Genomic DNA, 18329 nt, shown 5'->3' with positions numbered 1-18329 from the left:
AACGATTACATTGGCGATGACGTTACTTTACTCCTCGAAGGGACACTCATAAATTGCTTTATCAGCTACTGCACTTATGAAATAGAGATAGGAAAAACCTATGATGTCGAGCTAACGATAAATCTCACCATCGAGCTTCGGCGGCGAGACAAACACATACGCTAGTTACTATAAAGCTGATCGAAAAGATAGGCCTCCATAAGAGTTCGTACAACAGTAAGGAAGAACTCATAGATGCCTCGAAAGCAGTTGGGCTCGATAGATTGGAAAGGCCAAGACGATGAATACGCGAACGCTATGACCCCCATAGCCAACCCCAATTCGCCGCCCCCTACCCTGCCCACCTAAACTCTGCCCATGTTGTTTAAACGGACAGAGGATTTACCATCATGGGCAAACGTCATCCTGATTTCCCCGCCTGGCAATGGCGCAACTTCCCGCAAAACCAGCAACACGCCACTCACCAAGCGTTGCAATTGATCGCTGTGCCGCTGTTTATCACCGGCTTTCTGCTGATCGCTTCGGGCGTGTTCAGCACCAGCCTGGCCAGTGTTGCCGTAGGTGTAGTAGGCATTCTAGCAGGCATGGGGCTGCAGCGTCGCTGAGGGTCAGGCGAATACGGTCACCGTCTGGCGGCTGATAGCGATCAGTGCGCCGCTCGGGCTCCAAAAGGCGGCGGCAATATGACCATAGCCGTCGCGGGCGTGTTCGATGGTGACATGGTACTGACACCAGTCGAGGGTGGTTAGGTCCTGCAAGGGCTGAATGAACTCGATGGTCCAGGTCAGTGAACTGCCTGGCGCCGGTTGGCTCAGGTGCGAGAGCAAGGCCGGCGGCCAGGCGTCGACCAGCGCGAGGATATGCGCTTCGGTCAGCGGCTCCTCCTTCACATCGCCACGCAGACGAATCCAGCCGCCCATGGTGCGGGATTTCTGACCGCTGAACGGCAGGCCGCCCACGGTCCAGCGCATCGACAAATGCCGCATGAACTCCGGCGTGACGCCCTTGATATAAGGCACATCCTGCCCCTCGTCCCAATGCTTGAACACCGGCGCCGGTTCGCTGACCACTTCAATTTCCGATGCGCGGGAAGCGCCGAAGCTGGCCTGCACCAAGGTGGCGACTTCGCCGTTCTGCACCACGCGACCGAGCAATTGGCTGACGGCCTTGCCTTCGCGCAACACTTCGACCTGATAGCTGGCCGATACATCCGGCGCCACAGGCCCCACAAAGGTGATCGCCAGGGAGCGCAGTGGCCGCCCGGCGGGCACTTGGGCAATCATGGTTTCATACAAAAGGGCGGCGACCAGACCGCCAAAGCTGGCGCGGCCCTGGCCCCATTCGGCCGGTATGGTGACATCCTGCGGGTTGCGCCGAACAGCGTCGAGTAAGTCACTAAAGCGCATGGCAGCCTCATATCCAGAAAATCGATCGACGCATCTTAACCATCACGCCTTCAAGGTACAGCGCCTGTTCCCGCCAAAAACCGGACCGGCGTCAGCGGGCACGATACGGTTCAGAAACAATCGGCGCGCAGTTTATCCAGCACGCGATCCGCCTGCACCTCGGCCTTTGTCATGGTCGTACGCCAGACCGGCACGCAGGGAAGCAGGTCGAGTTGTTGTTCGGACTGGGCCAGCCATTGCCAACAGTCATGCCAGTCACCCAGGGCGCCCTGGGCTTTTTTCAGACGCGGTACTGCCTTGGCAGGCAGCTTGTCCAGATTCGGATAAGCCTCGGCAGCATAACGAACACGCTTGATCAACAACCGCAAGCGGTGGCGATCGTGGCTCGGATCGTTCAGCGCATCACCCAGCTTGCGCCATTGTTTGGCAAGACGCTTTTCGATACGCGCCCGTAATCCCTTGAGTAATTTCTGGCGCTGGGCGGCACGAATGAACCGAGGGAATGCATCGAGAATCTGTAGCAGGTGCGCCAGCTCAGGACTTTGCGCCACTTGGCGATAGACGTCCGGCTGCAGCTGCAGGCGACGTTGCGCGGCCACCTGATAACCCTGCTCAAGCAAATACGCCGCCAGCACCTCGCGGTCGCGTAGCGGCGTGGTCAAACGGCCCACCGTGCCGGCCGCCAATTCAAGCTGCTCGACACCTGGCAATTCACGCAAAGGGCGCAACAGACTGCGCAGGCGGCGCACGCTGGTGCGCAGGTCGTGCAAGGCTTCATCATCGGTGACGGCGGCAAGGCGAGCCTGGCAGCTCAGCAACCCTACTTCCAGGCCAATGACCTGAGCGACCAACTGATCAACCAACGCTGACATCCTGTCCTCCCGTTTCGATGAAAACCCCGTTTAACCGATCAACGACCGGCGCGCGACTCACGAATATAGAACCGCGCCTTTTCGGCCTTGTTGGAGCAGCCCTCGAACGCCTCGAACTGCTGCTGGGTCTTGGCGCCCGTCAACAGCGACAACGCCTTGGAATAACTGACGGTGCCGGCAAAACCTTCGGCCTTGGCCAGGTCCAGCTCTTTCCAGGCGGCGTCCAATTGCGATCCGCAGCTGTCGCGGTAGGCGGTTTTCCCGGCGCAACCGGCCAGGGCCAACAGGATCACGGGCACACACATCCAGGCTTTCATCGATGACACCTCAAAATAAGAAAAACAGTCGTACGCTGTAGACGGTGCCTACGAAGAAAAGTGCCTTGTAGGACAGCCTGTAACCGAAGCGCTGATTGCCGAAGCATACCCTAGCCCCGTCGTTATTCTGGAGAACTATTGTGAAGCCGCCGCGGCGATTGAAGCGGCCCCCTCAATGGGTGCATTGTGGGCACCTGTTTTGCGTAGGGCAGGAACTATGAAGAAACGTGTTGCCTTGGTGTTGGGGTCCGGCGGGGCCCGGGGTTACGCCCATATCGGCGTGATCGAGGAAATCGAACGGCGCGGTTATGACATCGCCTGTATCGCCGGTTGCTCCATGGGCGCGGTGGTGGGCGGGATCTACGCCGCCGGCAAGCTGGACGACTATCGCAACTGGATCGAAAGCCTCGACTACCTCGATGTGTTGCGCCTGGTGGACGTGAGCTTTCGCCTGGGGGCGATTCGTGGCGAGAAAGTGTTCGGGCAGATCCGCAAGATCGTCGGCGAGATCAATATCGAAGACCTGCGCATCCCCTACACCGCCGTCGCCACCGACCTGACCAACCAGCAGGAAATCTGGTTCCAGGAAGGCTGCCTGCACCAGGCCATGCGCGCCTCGGCGGCGATTCCCAGCCTGTTCACGCCGGTGATGCAAGGCAACCGCATGCTGGTGGACGGTGGGTTGCTCAACCCGTTGCCGATCGTGCCGGTGGTGTCGAGCCATTGCGACCTGATCATCGCGGTCAACCTAAACGCCACCCACCAGAAGCACTACCATTTGCCGGTGATCCAGCGCCCGCCGGCGTTCAAGAGCCGCTTCAACAGCCTGGCCAAATCACTCGGCTCGCACCTGCCGTTTCGCCGCAAGCAGGCCGAACAGTTGATGAAGCTCGAGCAGGAAGCCCTGCAGGCCCATGCGGCGGAAATCAACCCGTGGCTGGAGTCGGCCGAGCCCGACTCCCAGCAGCCCGCCGCCGCGCCGGAAAAACCCGGCGCGCCGAAGTCGGCCACCGGTTCGTTCATTATCGACAACGTCGGGCCAGCGTCGCTGCTGGACTTGATCAATCAGAGTTTCGAGGTGATGCAAACATCGCTGGCGCAGTACAAGATCGCCGGGTACCCGCCGGATGTGCTGATCAATGTGCCCAAGCGGGTATGTCGGTTTTTCGAGTTTTACAAGGCGCCGGAATTGATCGCGCTGGGGCGGGAGATTGCCAGTGATACGCTGGATCGGTATGAGAGTGAGCAGAGTTGATATTTAGCGGTGTACCGATGGCCTCTTCGCGGGCAAGCCCGCTCCCACATTGGAACGCGATCAACCTGTGGGAGCGGGCTTGCCCGCGATGAGGCCAGTCCAGACCCAACTGCACTCAGCTACTCAGCAACCGATACCCAACCCCCGGCTCCGTCAGGATAAACCGCGGCTGAGTCGGATCATCCGCCAGCTTCTGCCGCAGGTGGCCCACCACGATACGCAGATAGTGGCTGTCCTCGGTGTGGGTCGGCCCCCAAATGTCCTTGAGCAGTTGTTGCTGGGTGATCACCCGCCCCGGATGGCGCGCCAGTTGCGCCAGCACCGCGTACTCCTTGCGGGTCAACGCCACTTCGGCGCCGTCGAGCAATACCCGGCGATAGGCCAGGTCCACGGTGAGCGGGCCGAAGCGCAGCGCGGCCTCCTGAGCCTCGCCCGCCGGCGCCTGACGCAACAACGCGCGAATACGCGCGAGGAACTCCTGAATGCCGAACGGCTTGGTCACATAATCGTTGGCGCCACCGTCCAGCGCTTCGACTTTCTGCCCTTCGCTGGCGCGGACCGACAGCACCAGCACCGGTACCGTGGACCATTCGCGAAACTCGCGCAGCACCTGCTGGCCGTCCATGTCCGGCAGGCCCAGGTCGAGCACCAGCAAGTCCGGCTTGTTCAGCGCGGCCTGGGCCAGGCCTTCGGTGCCGGTCCCGGCCTCGATCACTTTGTAGCCCTGGGAAGCCAGGCTGATGCGCAGAAACTTGCGGATCTGCGGCTCATCATCAATGACCAAAATCGTCGCGGTCTGGCTCATGGTGTCCAATCATAAATCGTCAAGAACACAGGGTATCTCACGCCTCACGCTCCAGGCCAGGTTGTGCCGGCAAAGGCAAAAATAAGGTGATGCAAGTGCCGCGCCCGTCGATGCCATCGGCCACACGGATATGCCCACCGTGCGCGCCGACCATGCCCTGGCAGATGGCGAGACCCAGGCCCGTGCCCTGCCCGCCCCGGTCACCGCGTGCAGCGGTGTAGAACATGTCGAAAATCTTCGCGCGTTCGTCTTCGGGAATCCCCGGCCCCTCGTCGGCCACGGCGAAAAACAGCTGGTCGTCCGCGACGCCGGCGCTCAACTGCAAGCGGCCGTGAACCGGTGAAAAGCGCGCGGCGTTTTCCAGCACGTTGACCAGCGCCTGCTCGATCAGCGCCGCGTGCACGTACAGCAACGGCAGTTCCGCTGGCACATCGGTGGTCACCTGCAAAGGCGCCAGCACCGCGCGCAGACGGCCGAGGGCGCTGCCGACGATATCGCCGGGCGACACCCAGTCGCGCGCCAGCTTGAGTGCGCCATGGCCCAGGCGGGTCATGTCGAGCAAGTTCTGGATGTAGCGGTCCAGGCGCTCGGCTTCGTCGCGAGTGCCTTCCAGCAGTTCACGGCGGTCGTCCAGGGGAATCGCTTCGCCGAGCGCCAGCAGGCTGTCGATGCTGCCACGCATGGAGGTCAACGGCGTGCGCAGGTCATGGGACACCGAGGCGAGCAAGGCACTGCGCAGTTGCTCGGTTTCGCCATGCAACCGTGCGGACTCAAGCTCCTGCGCCAACTGCGCGCGGGCCAGGGCCTGCGCCAGCGGTTGGCTCAAGGCCGTGAGCAACCGTCGACGCTGGCCGCTCAGTTCCAGGCCCGGCTTGGCGCTCACACCGAGCAAGCCCAATGGGCCCTCTTCGCCCGACAGCGGCCACCACCACCAGCGCCCGAACGGCAAGGTGCCAGTGCCCCTGCCTGCCGGCTGGTCATGCTGCCAGGACCAGTCGGCGGCGGCGCGCTCGGCTTCGGTGAACGTCAACGGGCCACCGGTTTCGACCATCCAGCCGCCCTGCCCGTCGCGGTTGACCAGGCACAGGTCGAGGTCGCTCCAACCTTGCAGGTGCAGCGTCGCCGCGCTGATCACTGCCTGGCGATCGGTGGCGGCAGTCAGCTTGCGAGACAGGTCCAGCAGCTCGCTGGTTTCCTCCTGGGTATCGCGCAACGCTTGCAGTTGCTGGCGCTGCCGCGCGGCCAGGTTGCCGGTGAGCGCCGCCATCAGCAGGAAGAACAACAGAGTGAGCACGTCCTCTTCGCGCTGAATGGCGAAAGAAAAATTCGGCGGGATAAACAGAAAGTCGTAGGCCATGAACGAGAGCGCGGCACACACCAGCGACGGGCCGAGGCTGCTGCGCACTGCCACCAGCAACACGGCGGCAAGAAACACCAGCGAGATGTTCGGCAACGGCATCACACTGGACACCCCCCACGCCACGGCAGCCGCCACCAGTGTGGCCACCACCGCAAGGGCGTAATCGAACCAGCGCAGCCCCATCACCTGCGGCAAGCGCGGCGGCGCGGGCAACTCGTCGCTGTCGAGCACGTTGATTTCCAGCCCCCGCGCCTGGCGCAACAGGCGTGCGGCCAGACCGCCCCCCAGCAGCCGGCGGCGCCAGCGCATCCGCGACTGTCCCACCAGCAACAGGCTGGCTCGGCGTTCGGCGGCATGCTGAATCAACGTCCTGGCCACCTCGCCAGCGCGCAACAGCACCACTTCGCCACCCAGGCGCTCAGCCAGTTGCTGGGCGTTTTGCAGGCGCAGGCGCGATTGCTCATCCCGCGCCCGGCCGTTATCAATATGCACCAGGCTCCACGGCAAATGCCGGCGCTGGGCCACGCGACTGGCATGGCGCACCAGCCGCTCGGCCTGCGCATCGCCGTCCACCCCCACCAGCAAACGGCCACGCACCGCCGGCGCGGCCTGGCCGAGTTGGCGATAGCCCTGGGCGAGGTCATCGTCGACATGGGCGGCGGCGGTTTGCATCGCCAGCTCGCGCAGGGCCATCAGGTTGGTCTGGGTAAAAAACGCATCGATGGCAGCGCGGGCCTGTTCCGGCACATAAACCTTGCCGTCGCGTAGGCGCTCGAGCAACTCACGGGACGGCAGGTCGATCAGCAGCAGTTCGTCGGCCTCCTGCAGCACCCAGTCCGGCAGGGTTTCACGCACATGCACGCCGGTGATACCGCGCACCTGATCATTAAGGCTTTCCAGGTGCTGGACGTTGACCGTGGTGAACACGTCGATACCGGCCGCCAGCAACTCCTGAATATCCTGCCAACGCTTTTCGTGGCGACTGCCGGGCGCATTGCTGTGGGCCAGTTCGTCCACCAGCACCAATCCGGGCCGGGCAGCGAGCAAGCCGTCGAGATCCATTTCCTCAAGCATCACGCCGCGGTATTCGCTGCGCAGCAACGGTAGTTGCGGCAGGCCGCCGAGCAAGGCTTCAGTCTCGGCGCGGCCGTGGGTTTCGACCACGCCGGCGATCAGCCGCATGCCCTGGCGCAATTGGGTATGAGCAGCCTGGAGCATCGCGTAGGTCTTGCCCACACCGGGCGCGGCGCCGAGGAAAACTTTGAGGCGGCCACGGCCATCCCGGGGCAGATCGGCTAACAGGGCGTCGGCGCGGCCGGAGTCGCTCATGCTTCAGGGTTCCTTCAGGTGTTTATGGAGGGGCTTTTATGGCCTCATCGCGGGCAAGCCCTAATGCCGTTCAGTTAAGCGCAGATTCCCTGTGGCGAGCAGGCTTGTCCTGCGTTGGGCTGCGCAGCAGCCCCAAAACCAGGCGCTGAGCCGTATCAGGTACACCGCGTTTTGCTGGAGTGGGGGCGCTTCGCACCCCAACGCGGGGCAAGCCCGCTCGCCACAATAAGCGCACACATTTTCCTTAACTGAATGGCATTAGGGCTTGCCCGCGATGATGGCGACGCGGCCTACAATTTTTCCAGGGCCATGTTCAGCGCCAGAACGTTTACCACCGGCGGGCCCACCAAGGGGCTTTCGATGTGTTCATCCAGCAAGCGTTGCAAGGTCGCCACCGGCACATTTCGCGCCGCGGCCACCCGCGCCAGTTGATAGGCAATCGCCGGCGGTGGCAAGTGCGGATCCAGGCCGCTGCCGGAGGTGGTCAGCGAGGCCAGCGGCACCGGGCCCTGGCCTGGCACCTGCTGCCTGGTTGCATCGTCGAACACGCGAGTGGCCAGCGCCGGGTTGCTTGGCCCCAGGTTACTGGCGCTGCTGGATACGGTGGCGAACGCACCGGCCGAAGGTCGCGGGTGAAACCAGCCGTCGCCGGTAAAGTCCTGGGCGATCAGGCTGGAGCCGCGCACCTTGCCGCTGGCATCGCGCACCAGGCTGCCGTTGGCCTGGGCAGGGAATGCCACCTGGGCCACGCCGGTGACCACCAATGGATAGGCAACGCCAGTGATCAGGGTCATCAGAACCAGCAGGCTCAGGGCCGGGCGGATCATGTTAGTCATGGTCAAATCCTCACTAAGTCGGGAAAGCGAGCGTTACACCAGGTGCAGCGCCGTCAGCAGCATGTCGATCGCCTTGATGCCCACGAACGGCACCAACAGGCCACCCAGGCCGTAGATCAACAGGTTGCGCCGCAGCAACGCCGCCGCACTCGCCGCCTGCACGCGCACACCGCGCAAAGCCAGGGGAATCAGCACCACGATGATCAGCGCGTTGAACACAATCGCCGAAAGGATCGCGCTCTGCGGGCTCTGCAGGTGCATCACGTTAAGCACGCCCAACTGCGGGTAGATCGCGGCGAACAGCGCGGGCAGGATGGCGAAGTACTTGGCCACGTCGTTGGCGATCGAGAACGTCGTCAGCGCGCCTCGGGTCACCAGCAATTCCTTGCCGATCTGCACCACGTCCAATAGCTTGGTGGGATCGCTGTCGAGGTCGACCATGTTGGCCGCTTCACGCGCGGCCTGGGTGCCGTCGTTCATCGCCATGCCTACGTCAGCCTGGGCCAGCGCCGGGGCGTCGTTGGCGCCGTCGCCGCACATGGCAACCAGCCGCCCGTCATTTTGCTCATGGCGAATGCGGGCGAGTTTTTTCTCCGGAGTGGCCTCGGCCAGTACGTCGTCCACGCCGGCTTCGGCGGCAATCGCGGCGGCGGTCAGCGGGTTGTCGCCGGTGACCATCACGGTGCGGATGCCCAGCTTGCGCAGCTCGGCAAAACGCTCGCGGATGCCGGGCTTGACCACGTCCTTGAGGTGGATCGCGCCGAGCAATTTGCCGTCGGCGCACACCAGCAACGGCGTGCCGCCGCTTTGCGCGATCTTGTCGATTTCCCGCGACAGTGCCGGTAACAGGTCACTGCGTTGCAAACCGATAAACGCCAGCAGCGAGTCCACTGCGCCTTTGCGAAATACGCGGCCCTGATAGTCGACACCGGACAGACGGGTTTCGGCACTGAACGGCACGGCAGTCAACTCATCCAGCGACGGCTCGGCCTGAGGATGCAAGGCGCGCAGATACTCGACGATGGATTTGCCCTCCGCCGTGTCATCCGCCAGGGACGCGAACAAGGCACCTTCGGCCACCTCGCGACCACTGACACCTGGCGCGGCGACCACCGCCGAGCAACGGCGGTTGCCAAACGTGATGGTGCCGGTCTTGTCCAGCAACAACACGTGCACGTCCCCCGCCGCTTCCACGGCGCGGCCGGACTTGGCGATCACATTGAGGCGCACCAGCCGGTCCATGCCGGCGATACCGATGGCCGACAACAAGCCGCCAATGGTGGTAGGAATCAGCGTCACCAACAGTGCGACAAGGAACACCAGAGGCAAGCTGCCATTGGCAAAGTGGGCGAACGGCTGCAGGGTGACCACCACCATCAGGAAGATCAACGTCAGGCCGATCAGCAGGATGTCCAGCGCCACCTCGTTAGGGGTTTTCTGACGCTTGGCGCCTTCCACCAGCGCGATCATGCGGTCCAGGGTGGACTCGCCGGGGTTGGCGGTGATGCGCACCAGCAGCCAGTCGGACACCAGCCGCGTATTGCCGGTGACGGCCGAGCGATCGCCGCCGGATTCGCGAATGACCGGGGCGGATTCGCCCGTGATCGCCGCTTCGTTGACCGCCGCGATCCCTTCGATGACTTCGCCATCACCGGGGATCATTTCGCCGACGACCACGCGTACCACGTCGCCCTTGCGCAGGCTGGCGGCCGGAACCACCTTGAAGGTGCCGTCGGCCTCCTTGCGCCGTGCGCTGAGGCCTTCACTGCCCGCCTTGAGACTGTCGGCGCGGGCTTTGCCACGGCCTTCGGCCAGCGCTTCGGCAAAGTTTGCGAACAGCACGGTGAACCACAGCCACACGGCGATCTGCGCGGCCACAAAGGTGGGCACGGCGGTATCAGGGACGAAACACAGCACGGTGGTAAGGATGGCCGTCAACTCGACCACCAGCATCACCGGCGAGCGTTGCAACTGACGGGGGTCGAGCTTGACGAAGGCCTGGACCAGCGCCGGGCGCCACAGCGCGGAGATTGCGGTTTTGGCGGGTTCCTGGGGTTTGACCGGGGCCGCGTTGTTTGCAGGCATATTCATTTTCATATCCCTCAGAAGCCCATGCTCAAGTGTTCAGCGATAGGGCCCAATGCCAGCGTCGGCAGGAACGTCAGGCCGCCTACCAGCAAAATGGTCACGGTCAACAGGGTCACGAACAGCGGGCCGTGGGTGGGAAAGCTGTTCTGGCCAATCGGCGCGGTCTTCTTCATCGCCAGGCTGCCGGCCAGGGCCAGGACCGGGAGGATGTAGCCGAAGCGACCGATCAACATGCCCAGGCTCAGCATCAGATTGTGGAACGTCGTATTGCCACTGAAGCCGCCGAACGCCGAGCCGTTGTTGGCACTGGCCGAGGTGTAGGCGTAGAGCAACTGGCTGAAACCATGGGGGCCGGGGTTGCTGATGGCGCCGGCCGGGCCTGGCAGGCTGGCGGCGATGGCGCCCAGCACCAGCACGCCAACCGGCATCACCAACAGGGTCACCACGAGCAGTTGCACTTCCTTGGCCTGGAGTTTCTTGCCCAGGTATTCAGGGGTGCGGCCGATCATCAGGCCGGCGAGGAACACCGCGATCAGCACGTTGAGCAGCATGCCGTACATACCGGCGCCAACGCCGCCGAAGATCACTTCGCCGACCATCATGTTGACCAGCGCCACCATGCCGCTCAGTGGATTGAGGCTGTCCTGCATGCCGTTGACCGAGCCGTTGGACGCCGCCGTGGTAGCCACCGACCAGAGCACGGTGCCGGTGGTGCCGAAGCGCGCTTCCTTGCCTTCCAGCGGCGCGGCCTGCTCCACGGCAGTGTTGTTCAGGGTCGGGTTGGGCTGGTATTCGGCCCACAGCGAGGTCGCGCCACCAATCAGGAACAACGCGAGCATGCAGCCCAGGATCGCGCGGCTCTGGCGCAGGTCCTTGACGTAGTGACCGAAGGTGAACACCAGCGCCACGGGGATCAGGATGATCGCCGCCAACTCGAACAGATTGGACCAGGCGGTCGGGTCCTCGAACGGATGCGCCGAGTTGACGCCGAAGAAACCGCCGCCGTTGGTGCCCAGTTGCTTGATCGCAATCTGGCTGGCCGCAGGACCGAGGGGGATCACTTGATCCACGCCCTGCAGCGTCACGGCATCGACGTAATGGGCAAAGGTTTGTGGCACGCCCTGCCACACCAGGAACAGCGCGAACACCAAGCACAACGGCAGCAAGCCGTAGAGGGTGGCGCGGGTCATGTCGACCCAGAAGTTACCCAATGTCGCGGCGGATTTGCGACCGATCCCACGGCACAGCGCGACCAGGACTGCGAGCCCCGTGGCCGCACTGACAAAGTTCTGCACGGTCAGGCCGGCCATCTGGCTGAGGTAACTGAGGGACGCCTCCCCGCTGTAGGACTGCCAGTTGGTGTTGGTCATGAAACTGACGGCCGTGTTGAAAGCCAGCGTCCATTCCTGACCCGGCAGCTTCTGCGGATTGAGCGGCAGGTAGTTCTGGAACAGCAGGATCGCGAACAACAGCAGGAAACCCGCGAGGTTGAACGCGAGCAACGCCAGCGCGTATTTCTGCCAGCTCTGTTCCTGTTGTTCATCCACGCCGGACAGGCGATAGCAGGCTCTTTCCACCGGCCCCAGTACGGGGGTCAGCCAGGTGCGCTGGCCTTCCATCACCTTGTAATAAAAACGCCCGAGCAAGGGTGCAGGTACCAGCACCACGGCAAAGAAGGCAATGATCAGCCAATAGTCATAACTGTGCATGCCCAACTCCTAGTTCCGATCCGCGCGTAACAGCGCAACCAGCAGATAAATGAACAGCGCCACGGCCAATAGCAGTGACACCCCGTCCAGAACGCTCATGGAAGTCTCTCCGTTGTGCGGCGAGTGCCGCGTGTGGGGCAATTGTCCGCAGGAGTGGTGTAAAGGAACGAGAGCGAGGCCGTGGGTGGGGCGTAAAGACGGCGTAAAGAGTGGGTTTATGCAGGGTTTACACCGAAGGTTTGCATTGCTTGAACGGGCCCCATCGCCGGCAAGCCCGACTTCCACATTGGAATGCGGTTACCTGTGGGAGCCGGGCTTGCCCGCGATGGCGGCGGCCAGGGGCAGCACTGCACCTGCCTGGTGCAGTGGTGGGGATGTTCAGACACCAAACCGTCCCCGATACGACGGATGCGCCACTTTACGACTATGATTTTCATGCTGGCATGCCCGCTGCAACACCTTGAATCATTCCAAACCGTTCAAGGAGCGCAGCACAATGAGCACACACCTCAAACCCACTTTGGGCACCCTGCATTTATGGGGTATCGCCGTCGGGCTGGTGATCTCCGGGGAATACTTCGGCTGGAGCTATGGCTGGGGCGTGGCCGGCACCCTCGGGTTCCTGGTGACGTCATTGATGGTCGCCGCGATGTACACCTGCTTCATTTTCAGTTTCACCGAGCTCACTACCGCGATTCCTCACGCAGGGGGCCCCTTTGCCTACAGCCGCCGCGCCTTTGGTGAAAAAGGCGGCTTGATCGCCGGCCTCGCAACCCTGATCGAATTCGTGTTCGCTCCGCCCGCCATCGCACTGGCCATCGGCGCCTACCTGAACGTGCAGTTCCCGGCCCTCGACCCTAAACATGCGGCGGTTGGCGCCTACGTCGTGTTCATGGGGCTGAATATTCTCGGCGTAAAACTCGCCGCCACCTTCGAACTGGTGGTGTGCGTACTCGCCGTCGCCGAGCTGCTGGTGTTCATGGGCGTGGTCGCACCCGCGTTCAGCTTCAGCCACTTCGCCCTCAATGGCTGGGCCGGGTCAGATACCTTTGGCGCGCCGGCGATTGCCGGGATGTTCGCAGCGATTCCCTTCGCCATCTGGTTCTTCCTCGCCATCGAGGGCGCGGCCATGGCGGCCGAAGAAGCGAAAGATCCCAAGCGCACCATTCCAAAAGCCTACATCAGCGGCATCCTCACCCTGGTGATTCTGGCCATGGGCGTGATGTTCTTCGCCGGCGGCGTAGGTGACTGGCGCACCCTGGCAAACATCAACGATCCGCTGCCCCAAGCCATGAAAACCGTGGTAGGCGACAACTCCGGCTGGTTGCACATGCTGGTGTGGATCGGCCTGTTCGGCCTGGTGGCAAGCTTCCACGGCATTATCCTCGGCTACTCGCGGCAGTTCTTCGCCCTGGCACGCGCCGGCTACCTGCCCTCCTTCCTCGCCAAACTGTCGCGTTTTCAGACACCGCACCGCGCAATCATCGCTGGCGGTGTAGTCGGCATCGCGGCCATCTACAGCGATGGCCTGATCAACCTCGGCGGCATGACCCTGACCGCCGCGATGATCACCATGGCCGTGTTTGGCGCCATCGTCATGTACATCATGAGCATGCTCAGCCTGTTCAAACTGCGTAAAACCGAGCCGCTGCTGGAACGCACCTTCCGCGCGCCCGGCTATCCCCTCGTACCCGGCATCGCACTCGTACTGGCCGTGGTGTGCCTGGTGGCGATGGCCTGGTTCAACACCTTGATCGGTCTGATCTTCCTGGGTTTCATGGCCGTCGGCTTCGTGTACTTCCAATTGACCGCACAAGACCGCGCTGATGCGCCGGCGGATGCCATGCTGACCGGGCTATAAGACGTGCGAGGCAGAACGGGCCTACACTGAACTACTCAGAAAGCCCGTCACTCAAAGCAGTTATTACCGTGGGAAAATTCTCCCACGGCGATCTGCCTCAAGGAGAGCGTTATGCCGTGGTATGCGTGGTTGATTATGGTAGTAGCGATCGGGTCGATCGTCGGTGGCCTCATGATGCTGCGTGACAGCGCCAACAAGGTCGAACTCACCGACGAACAACGCAAGCGCGTGGCCCAGCGCAATGCGCAAGCGGATGCCAAGGACGCGCAGGAGCGCTGAACCGGGTTTACTTCACTTCTGCGCTGGCAATATGCAAACCGTGCTGGCCTTTATAGGCGGCACGTTGAGGCTGGCTCCAGCCGGTCAGCAGCTTATCCTTCAGCCTGTAGATCTCGACGCCTAACGGGTGACATACCGTCAGCGGGTCCTGTGCCTGCGGGCCTCATATCGGCAACTATAAATCCCAACGGGGCACGTCGACGGCGCGCGCAGTTGCACGGGTCGATTTTAGGTGGAGGATGGAAAGAAGCTGAGAGTTTGCGCGTTGGTGTTATTCGACCGTATTCAGGATCCCACTCTGGCGGATCGGCTTATGGAAGTTGCACTCGATAAATTCGAAGGCTAGATTTATGAGAAGGAAGAAGCCGATCAATGACCGGCCTCCTTCTGTACTTCGCTTAGTTGATCACCAACCGTTCGCGGTTCTTCTCCAACAAAGCCTTGCCGATACCTTTGACCTCCAATAACTCATCAATCGCCGTGAAGGGACCATTGGTATCGCGATAGGCGACGATTGCCTTAGCCTTTGCCGCGCCAATTCCGAAGAGGTCACGACGAAGAGTTTCGGCGTCGGCGGCATTGAGATTGACCTTGGCGGATTGCTCTGCCTTCATCATCTGGGCAGAGATGGGGGTTGGAGGCTCGGGTTTGATGGACGGGGCTGCGGTGGTCGCGGCCGAGAGGCTGGTGAGGAGAGCGAAGACTAGGGAGGAGATGTAAGTGTTTTTCATTGTTGACGCTCCATGACATCGGTTAGAGAGAAGCAGCTTTTCCGAAGCTGCTTTTCTAAGGTAGGCGATGTTTGGAGGGCGTCAAAAGTACTTGAGTTACAGGGTGTGAACGCTGAAAAAATGGCGCATAGGAAAGCATAGAAAAAGGCTCAGTTGAAAAGCCGGATTGAAACGCAGCCCCAGGTCACCGCTCAGAGTGCCTTGGGCAAAGCCATCAGTTACCTCGCAATTAACTGGAGCAAGTTGGAACGATACGTCGAGGAAGGTTACCTGCCGATCGACAACAACGCCTCTTCCAACGGCCGAGAGTCCTATGCGTGGATGCTACATGCCTGCCAACCTCGACGCCGTCAGCCTGGTCCACGCAACCCGTCGAGCTTAACTTGAACCAGCGCATGCGCAAAAAAATTGTCGCGATCGCCAATGACGGAGATAACGCGGTAATTGCCTTACGTGCGTGCCAAGCGTATGTCAGAGCAATCAAAATGACTCACCGATGGGGTGCTGAGGAGCCCTTTCGTTTAAAATGCAGAGCGAGTAAAAAAGATATCATGATAAGATTGAATGGTAAAAATACAATAGGGAATAAAAACAGTGGAAATAATCGGCGTACTTTTCGCCTTTTTGGCGATGCTTATAGCTTTGTTGTCGACGTATTTTATTTCTAGCAGACTATCTGTTTCGGATAATGCTCATCGATTTATTACTATTGATGGGCTAAGAGGCTATTTAGCTTTTTTTGTTTTTCTCCATCACTCTTGTATATGGTTTTTTTATTTGAAGACTGGCAGCTGGACCAATCCTCCAATTAGGGTTTTCGTAAATTTTGGACAGGTCGGAGTTTCGCTGTTTTTTATGATAACGGGATTTTTGTTTTTTTCTAAATTGCTTGACTCTCGTAACTCTGGAGTTGATTGGCTCAGGCTATATGTGTCTAGATTTTTAAGGCTAGTACCTCTTTATTTTTTTTCAATGGGGTTACTGTTTTTAGTTGTTTTTATAATTACCAGGAATAATCCGCCAGCTGAACTCAGTGAAATAATTTTGAGTATCTCAAAATGGCTGTTTTTTACCATTCAATATGGTTCCCCTGATATAAATGGCCTAGCGAACACAAATCTAATTAATGCTAGTGTTGCATGGAGCCTCCCATATGAGTGGACTTTTTACTTCGCACTCCCTTTAATATTTTTGGCCATTGGCGGCAAGTCATCAATCAAATATCTTTTATTGAGTGCGCTATGCATGTATGGGTTCGGCAGCCTGTATTTTGTAAATGGTTTGTATTGGTTGTTCGTCGGCGGTATGTTCGCGGCCATTGTTGTAAGATTAGAGCTCTTTAAGGCTTTCTCCAAATCTAAACGCTCTTCTATAATTATATTGTTATTGCTGATTTTGGTCTTTATAGGTTTTCCTTCAGTATATGAAAGCTCGCTGGCGAAAATGTTATTGGTAGCTGCTTTCTGTCTGATTGCAGGTGGCAACAGTGTTTTTGGCTTATTTAAAAGCAAAGTCTCGCGAACAATGGGAGAGCTGGCTTACAGCATGTATCTCCTGCACGGCATTCTATTGTATGTGATGTTTAAGTTAGTTTTTGAGAGCACAATAATTAGTCAGATAAGTGCACTTAAATACTGCTTTTTCATTCTGGCGCTCACCCCGATTTTGGTTTTTATATGTGGCCTAACGTTCTCCCTTATTGAGCGACCCACGATGAAAAAAGTTGCCGTTATCACAGATTGGCTTAGAGGGGAAAAATCAACTCAAGTAAAGCTCTAGGTGAAGCTGGGGAACAGCGAAAAAACGCTGGGCGAGTGTTTTGATCGAGTGCGTGCACCTTCAAGATTCCAGATTGCTCTCCAGCGGGGAACTCTATGAGGGAAGTCTCAAGAAAATGCTCATCGTACAGCGACGCGTCTGTTGGCCCGTTCAACGCAGCAGAGAGCGTCGTCGAAGCTATCGATAAAGACTATGAAGAAGAAGTCGTAGCCTCTGCCAAGCGCCGTGGTAAGCGCAAGCCTCTGCCCGCCGTTCTGCCGCGCATCGAAGTAATTCACGAACTGCCCGAGCATGAATTGACCTGCGCCTGCCGTTGCCGCAAACACGCCATTGGCGAGGAAATCAGCAAACAACTTGAAATCGTCCCGATGCAGATACGGGTGATCAAAGACGTTCGTAAAATCCACGGTTGCCGCGACTGCGAGAGTGCGCTGGTCACTGCGGACAAACCGGCTCAGGTGATTGAGAAAAACATGGCCAGCCCCAGCGTTCTGACAATGCTGCTGAATACTAAAATATGTGGACGGTTTCCCTGCACCGCTTTGAAAAAGTAATGGGTCGCCACGCACTCGAACACTTGCTAAGGGAGACATCAATTGAAGATTACGAAGCCTTGCTACCGTGAAACTGCTTGCTCACGCCGTATAGCAGAGCGCGCAATCATTTAAGGTGGGCTTTATGGAGCGCATACCATATTCTTCGACAGCGCCATTGATAGTAATGATTTCTTATGTTTAAGGTTACTATCTGCTAATTCAAGAAAGGGAGTAACTAATCAGCCCCCTCTGTCCGTTTACCCGAACAAGAGACCCCATAATTAATGGGAGCTGTCAAGACCACTAGGAAATCTTAGAAACTTCACACATTGATATTTTAGAACACTCTGCAATGAATGGTTAGCCAGTCTTGTTTGTAACGTTGAGTTTGAGCAATGACCTTATGTTGAAAACGGATAAACAGGTGCCTGACACTGCCAGATTTCATCTGTAGAATTGCCAAACCTACGAGATAATTCAGATGAATCATGAGGAACGGATATGAAAATTTACGCAATTGTAGGAGCAGGCGGTTTTGGGCGTGAGGTTATACCTCTGGTCAGCCAGATGCTAGGTACAACATCTCAGGAAAATCTCAAAATTATTTTCGTGGACGATAATGCTCAGGAAGACAGTCTCAACGGCTACCGCCTAGTAAATGTTGAGTCTTTTCTTAGGATGGAAGGAGAGAAATTTTTTAACATTACTATCGCCAATAGCAAGGTCAGACAGAAAATTTCTGAGCGCCTCATATCAGAAGGCGCATCATCGTTTACAGTTTCAGCGCTAAGTGCTGTCAACCTCAGCCATAATACAATTGGCGAGGGAGCTGTTTTTTGCCCATTCACGACGGTTACCGCAAACGCGAAAATCGGAAAATTTTTCCATGCGAACATTTATTCTTATGTAGCCCATGATTGCGTCATCGGCGATTTTGTGACCTTCGCTCCTAACGTTCAATGCAATGGCAGTGTAGTTATTGAAGACCATGCCTATATCGGTACCGGAGCAATGATTCGTCAGGGTACGCCGGAAAGGCCCATTGTAATTGGTGAGGGAGCGGTTGTTGGGATGGGTTCAGTCGTGACTAAAAGCGTAGCCCCCTATACTACGGTGTTTGGCAATCCCGCAAAGCCACTTCGTTCAGCTTCCCAGTAAGGACTAAA

Annotated in this window: 15 protein-coding genes and 4 pseudogenes; 8 read left to right on the top strand and 11 right to left on the bottom strand. The window is 59.0% G+C overall.

The genetic code is table 11. From position 1 onward, the window contains the following. Nucleotides 1-389: 389 nt before the first annotated feature. A pseudogene (locus H045_RS04785) lies at nucleotides 390-599 on the top strand (terminase); the annotation flags it as partial. A 9-nt stretch (nucleotides 600-608) separates the two neighbouring features. On the opposite strand, the gene H045_RS04780 reads toward H045_RS04785, so the two are convergent. The 3 genes from H045_RS04780 to H045_RS04770 form a co-directional block, all read right to left on the bottom strand. After that, nucleotides 609-1406 (bottom strand): acyl-CoA thioesterase, encoded by a 798-nt coding sequence (locus H045_RS04780; RefSeq protein ID WP_015371594.1) that lies wholly within the window; start codon nucleotides 1404-1406, stop codon nucleotides 609-611. A 110-nt stretch (nucleotides 1407-1516) separates the two neighbouring features. Further along, entirely contained in the window at nucleotides 1517-2278 is a 762-nt protein-coding gene (locus H045_RS04775) for a CHAD domain-containing protein (RefSeq protein WP_015371593.1), read from the bottom strand. A 38-nt stretch (nucleotides 2279-2316) separates the two neighbouring features. Beyond that, nucleotides 2317-2595, bottom strand: coding sequence for a hypothetical protein (locus H045_RS04770; RefSeq protein ID WP_003238638.1), 279 nt, complete (start codon nucleotides 2593-2595; stop codon nucleotides 2317-2319). Nucleotides 2596-2812: 217 nt separating this feature from the next. Here H045_RS04770 and H045_RS04765 point away from each other — a divergent pair, with 217 nt between their 5' ends. Then, on the top strand, nucleotides 2813-3850 hold the full coding sequence (locus tag H045_RS04765) for a patatin-like phospholipase family protein (RefSeq protein ID WP_015371592.1): 1038 nt from the start codon (nucleotides 2813-2815) through the stop codon (nucleotides 3848-3850). 115 nt (nucleotides 3851-3965) lie between these two features. Here the strand turns inward: H045_RS04765 and H045_RS04760 are convergent, their stop codons facing one another. The 6 genes from H045_RS04760 to kdpF form a co-directional block, all read right to left on the bottom strand. Continuing rightward, complete coding sequence (locus H045_RS04760; protein ID WP_015371591.1) at nucleotides 3966-4655, bottom strand: response regulator; 690 nt, start codon at nucleotides 4653-4655, stop codon at nucleotides 3966-3968. Between the two features lie 37 nt (nucleotides 4656-4692). Continuing rightward, entirely contained in the window at nucleotides 4693-7344 is a 2652-nt protein-coding gene (locus H045_RS04755) for a sensor histidine kinase (RefSeq protein ID WP_015371590.1), read from the bottom strand. 290 nt (nucleotides 7345-7634) lie between these two features. Next, a complete protein-coding gene (gene kdpC, locus H045_RS04750) occupies nucleotides 7635-8180 on the bottom strand; it encodes a potassium-transporting ATPase subunit KdpC (RefSeq protein WP_003238631.1) in 546 nt (181 codons plus the stop codon). 33 nt (nucleotides 8181-8213) lie between these two features. After that, nucleotides 8214-10271, bottom strand: coding sequence for a potassium-transporting ATPase subunit KdpB (gene kdpB / locus H045_RS04745; RefSeq protein ID WP_015371589.1), 2058 nt, complete (start codon nucleotides 10269-10271; stop codon nucleotides 8214-8216). 11 nt (nucleotides 10272-10282) lie between these two features. Further along, nucleotides 10283-11977, bottom strand: a complete 1695-nt coding sequence (gene kdpA / locus H045_RS04740; RefSeq protein ID WP_015371588.1) for a potassium-transporting ATPase subunit KdpA — start codon at nucleotides 11975-11977, stop codon at nucleotides 10283-10285. A gap of 9 nt (nucleotides 11978-11986) precedes the next feature. Continuing rightward, nucleotides 11987-12076 (bottom strand): K(+)-transporting ATPase subunit F, encoded by a 90-nt coding sequence (kdpF, locus tag H045_RS04735; RefSeq protein WP_003218754.1) that lies wholly within the window; start codon nucleotides 12074-12076, stop codon nucleotides 11987-11989. A gap of 397 nt (nucleotides 12077-12473) precedes the next feature. Here kdpF and eat point away from each other — a divergent pair, with 397 nt between their 5' ends. Further along, the gene (gene eat, locus H045_RS04730; RefSeq protein WP_015371587.1) at nucleotides 12474-13838 is read left to right on the top strand and encodes an ethanolamine permease; all 1365 of its coding nucleotides are present in this window, start codon (nucleotides 12474-12476) and stop codon (nucleotides 13836-13838) included. A 111-nt stretch (nucleotides 13839-13949) separates the two neighbouring features. After that, nucleotides 13950-14117 (top strand): DUF2897 family protein, encoded by a 168-nt coding sequence (locus H045_RS24340; RefSeq protein ID WP_003238624.1) that lies wholly within the window; start codon nucleotides 13950-13952, stop codon nucleotides 14115-14117. 7 nt (nucleotides 14118-14124) lie between these two features. Here the strand turns inward: H045_RS24340 and H045_RS25710 are convergent. Further along, a pseudogene (locus H045_RS25710) lies at nucleotides 14125-14330 on the bottom strand (hypothetical protein); the annotation flags it as partial. A gap of 185 nt (nucleotides 14331-14515) precedes the next feature. Next, complete coding sequence (locus H045_RS04725; protein WP_015371586.1) at nucleotides 14516-14848, bottom strand: ComEA family DNA-binding protein; 333 nt, start codon at nucleotides 14846-14848, stop codon at nucleotides 14516-14518. 147 nt (nucleotides 14849-14995) lie between these two features. Here H045_RS04725 and H045_RS25415 point away from each other — a divergent pair. From H045_RS25415 to H045_RS04710, 4 genes and pseudogenes are all read left to right on the top strand, one after another. Beyond that, nucleotides 14996-15166 (top strand): annotated as a pseudogene (locus H045_RS25415) (IS66 family transposase); the annotation flags it as partial. A gap of 276 nt (nucleotides 15167-15442) precedes the next feature. Next, nucleotides 15443-16627 (top strand): acyltransferase family protein, encoded by a 1185-nt coding sequence (locus H045_RS04720; RefSeq protein ID WP_081602875.1) that lies wholly within the window; start codon nucleotides 15443-15445, stop codon nucleotides 16625-16627. A 149-nt stretch (nucleotides 16628-16776) separates the two neighbouring features. Continuing rightward, nucleotides 16777-17201: pseudogene (locus H045_RS24325) on the top strand (transposase); the annotation flags it as partial. 463 nt (nucleotides 17202-17664) lie between these two features. After that, on the top strand, nucleotides 17665-18321 hold the full coding sequence (locus tag H045_RS04710) for an acetyltransferase (protein WP_015371583.1): 657 nt from the start codon (nucleotides 17665-17667) through the stop codon (nucleotides 18319-18321). The last annotated feature ends 8 nt before the right edge of the window (nucleotides 18322-18329 follow it).

This window comes from Pseudomonas poae RE*1-1-14, assembly GCF_000336465.1.
GTDB lineage: Bacteria > Pseudomonadota > Gammaproteobacteria > Pseudomonadales > Pseudomonadaceae > Aquipseudomonas > Aquipseudomonas poae.
Note: the sequence above shows the minus strand (reverse complement) of the source record. Positions and strands in the feature narration are given on the sequence as shown.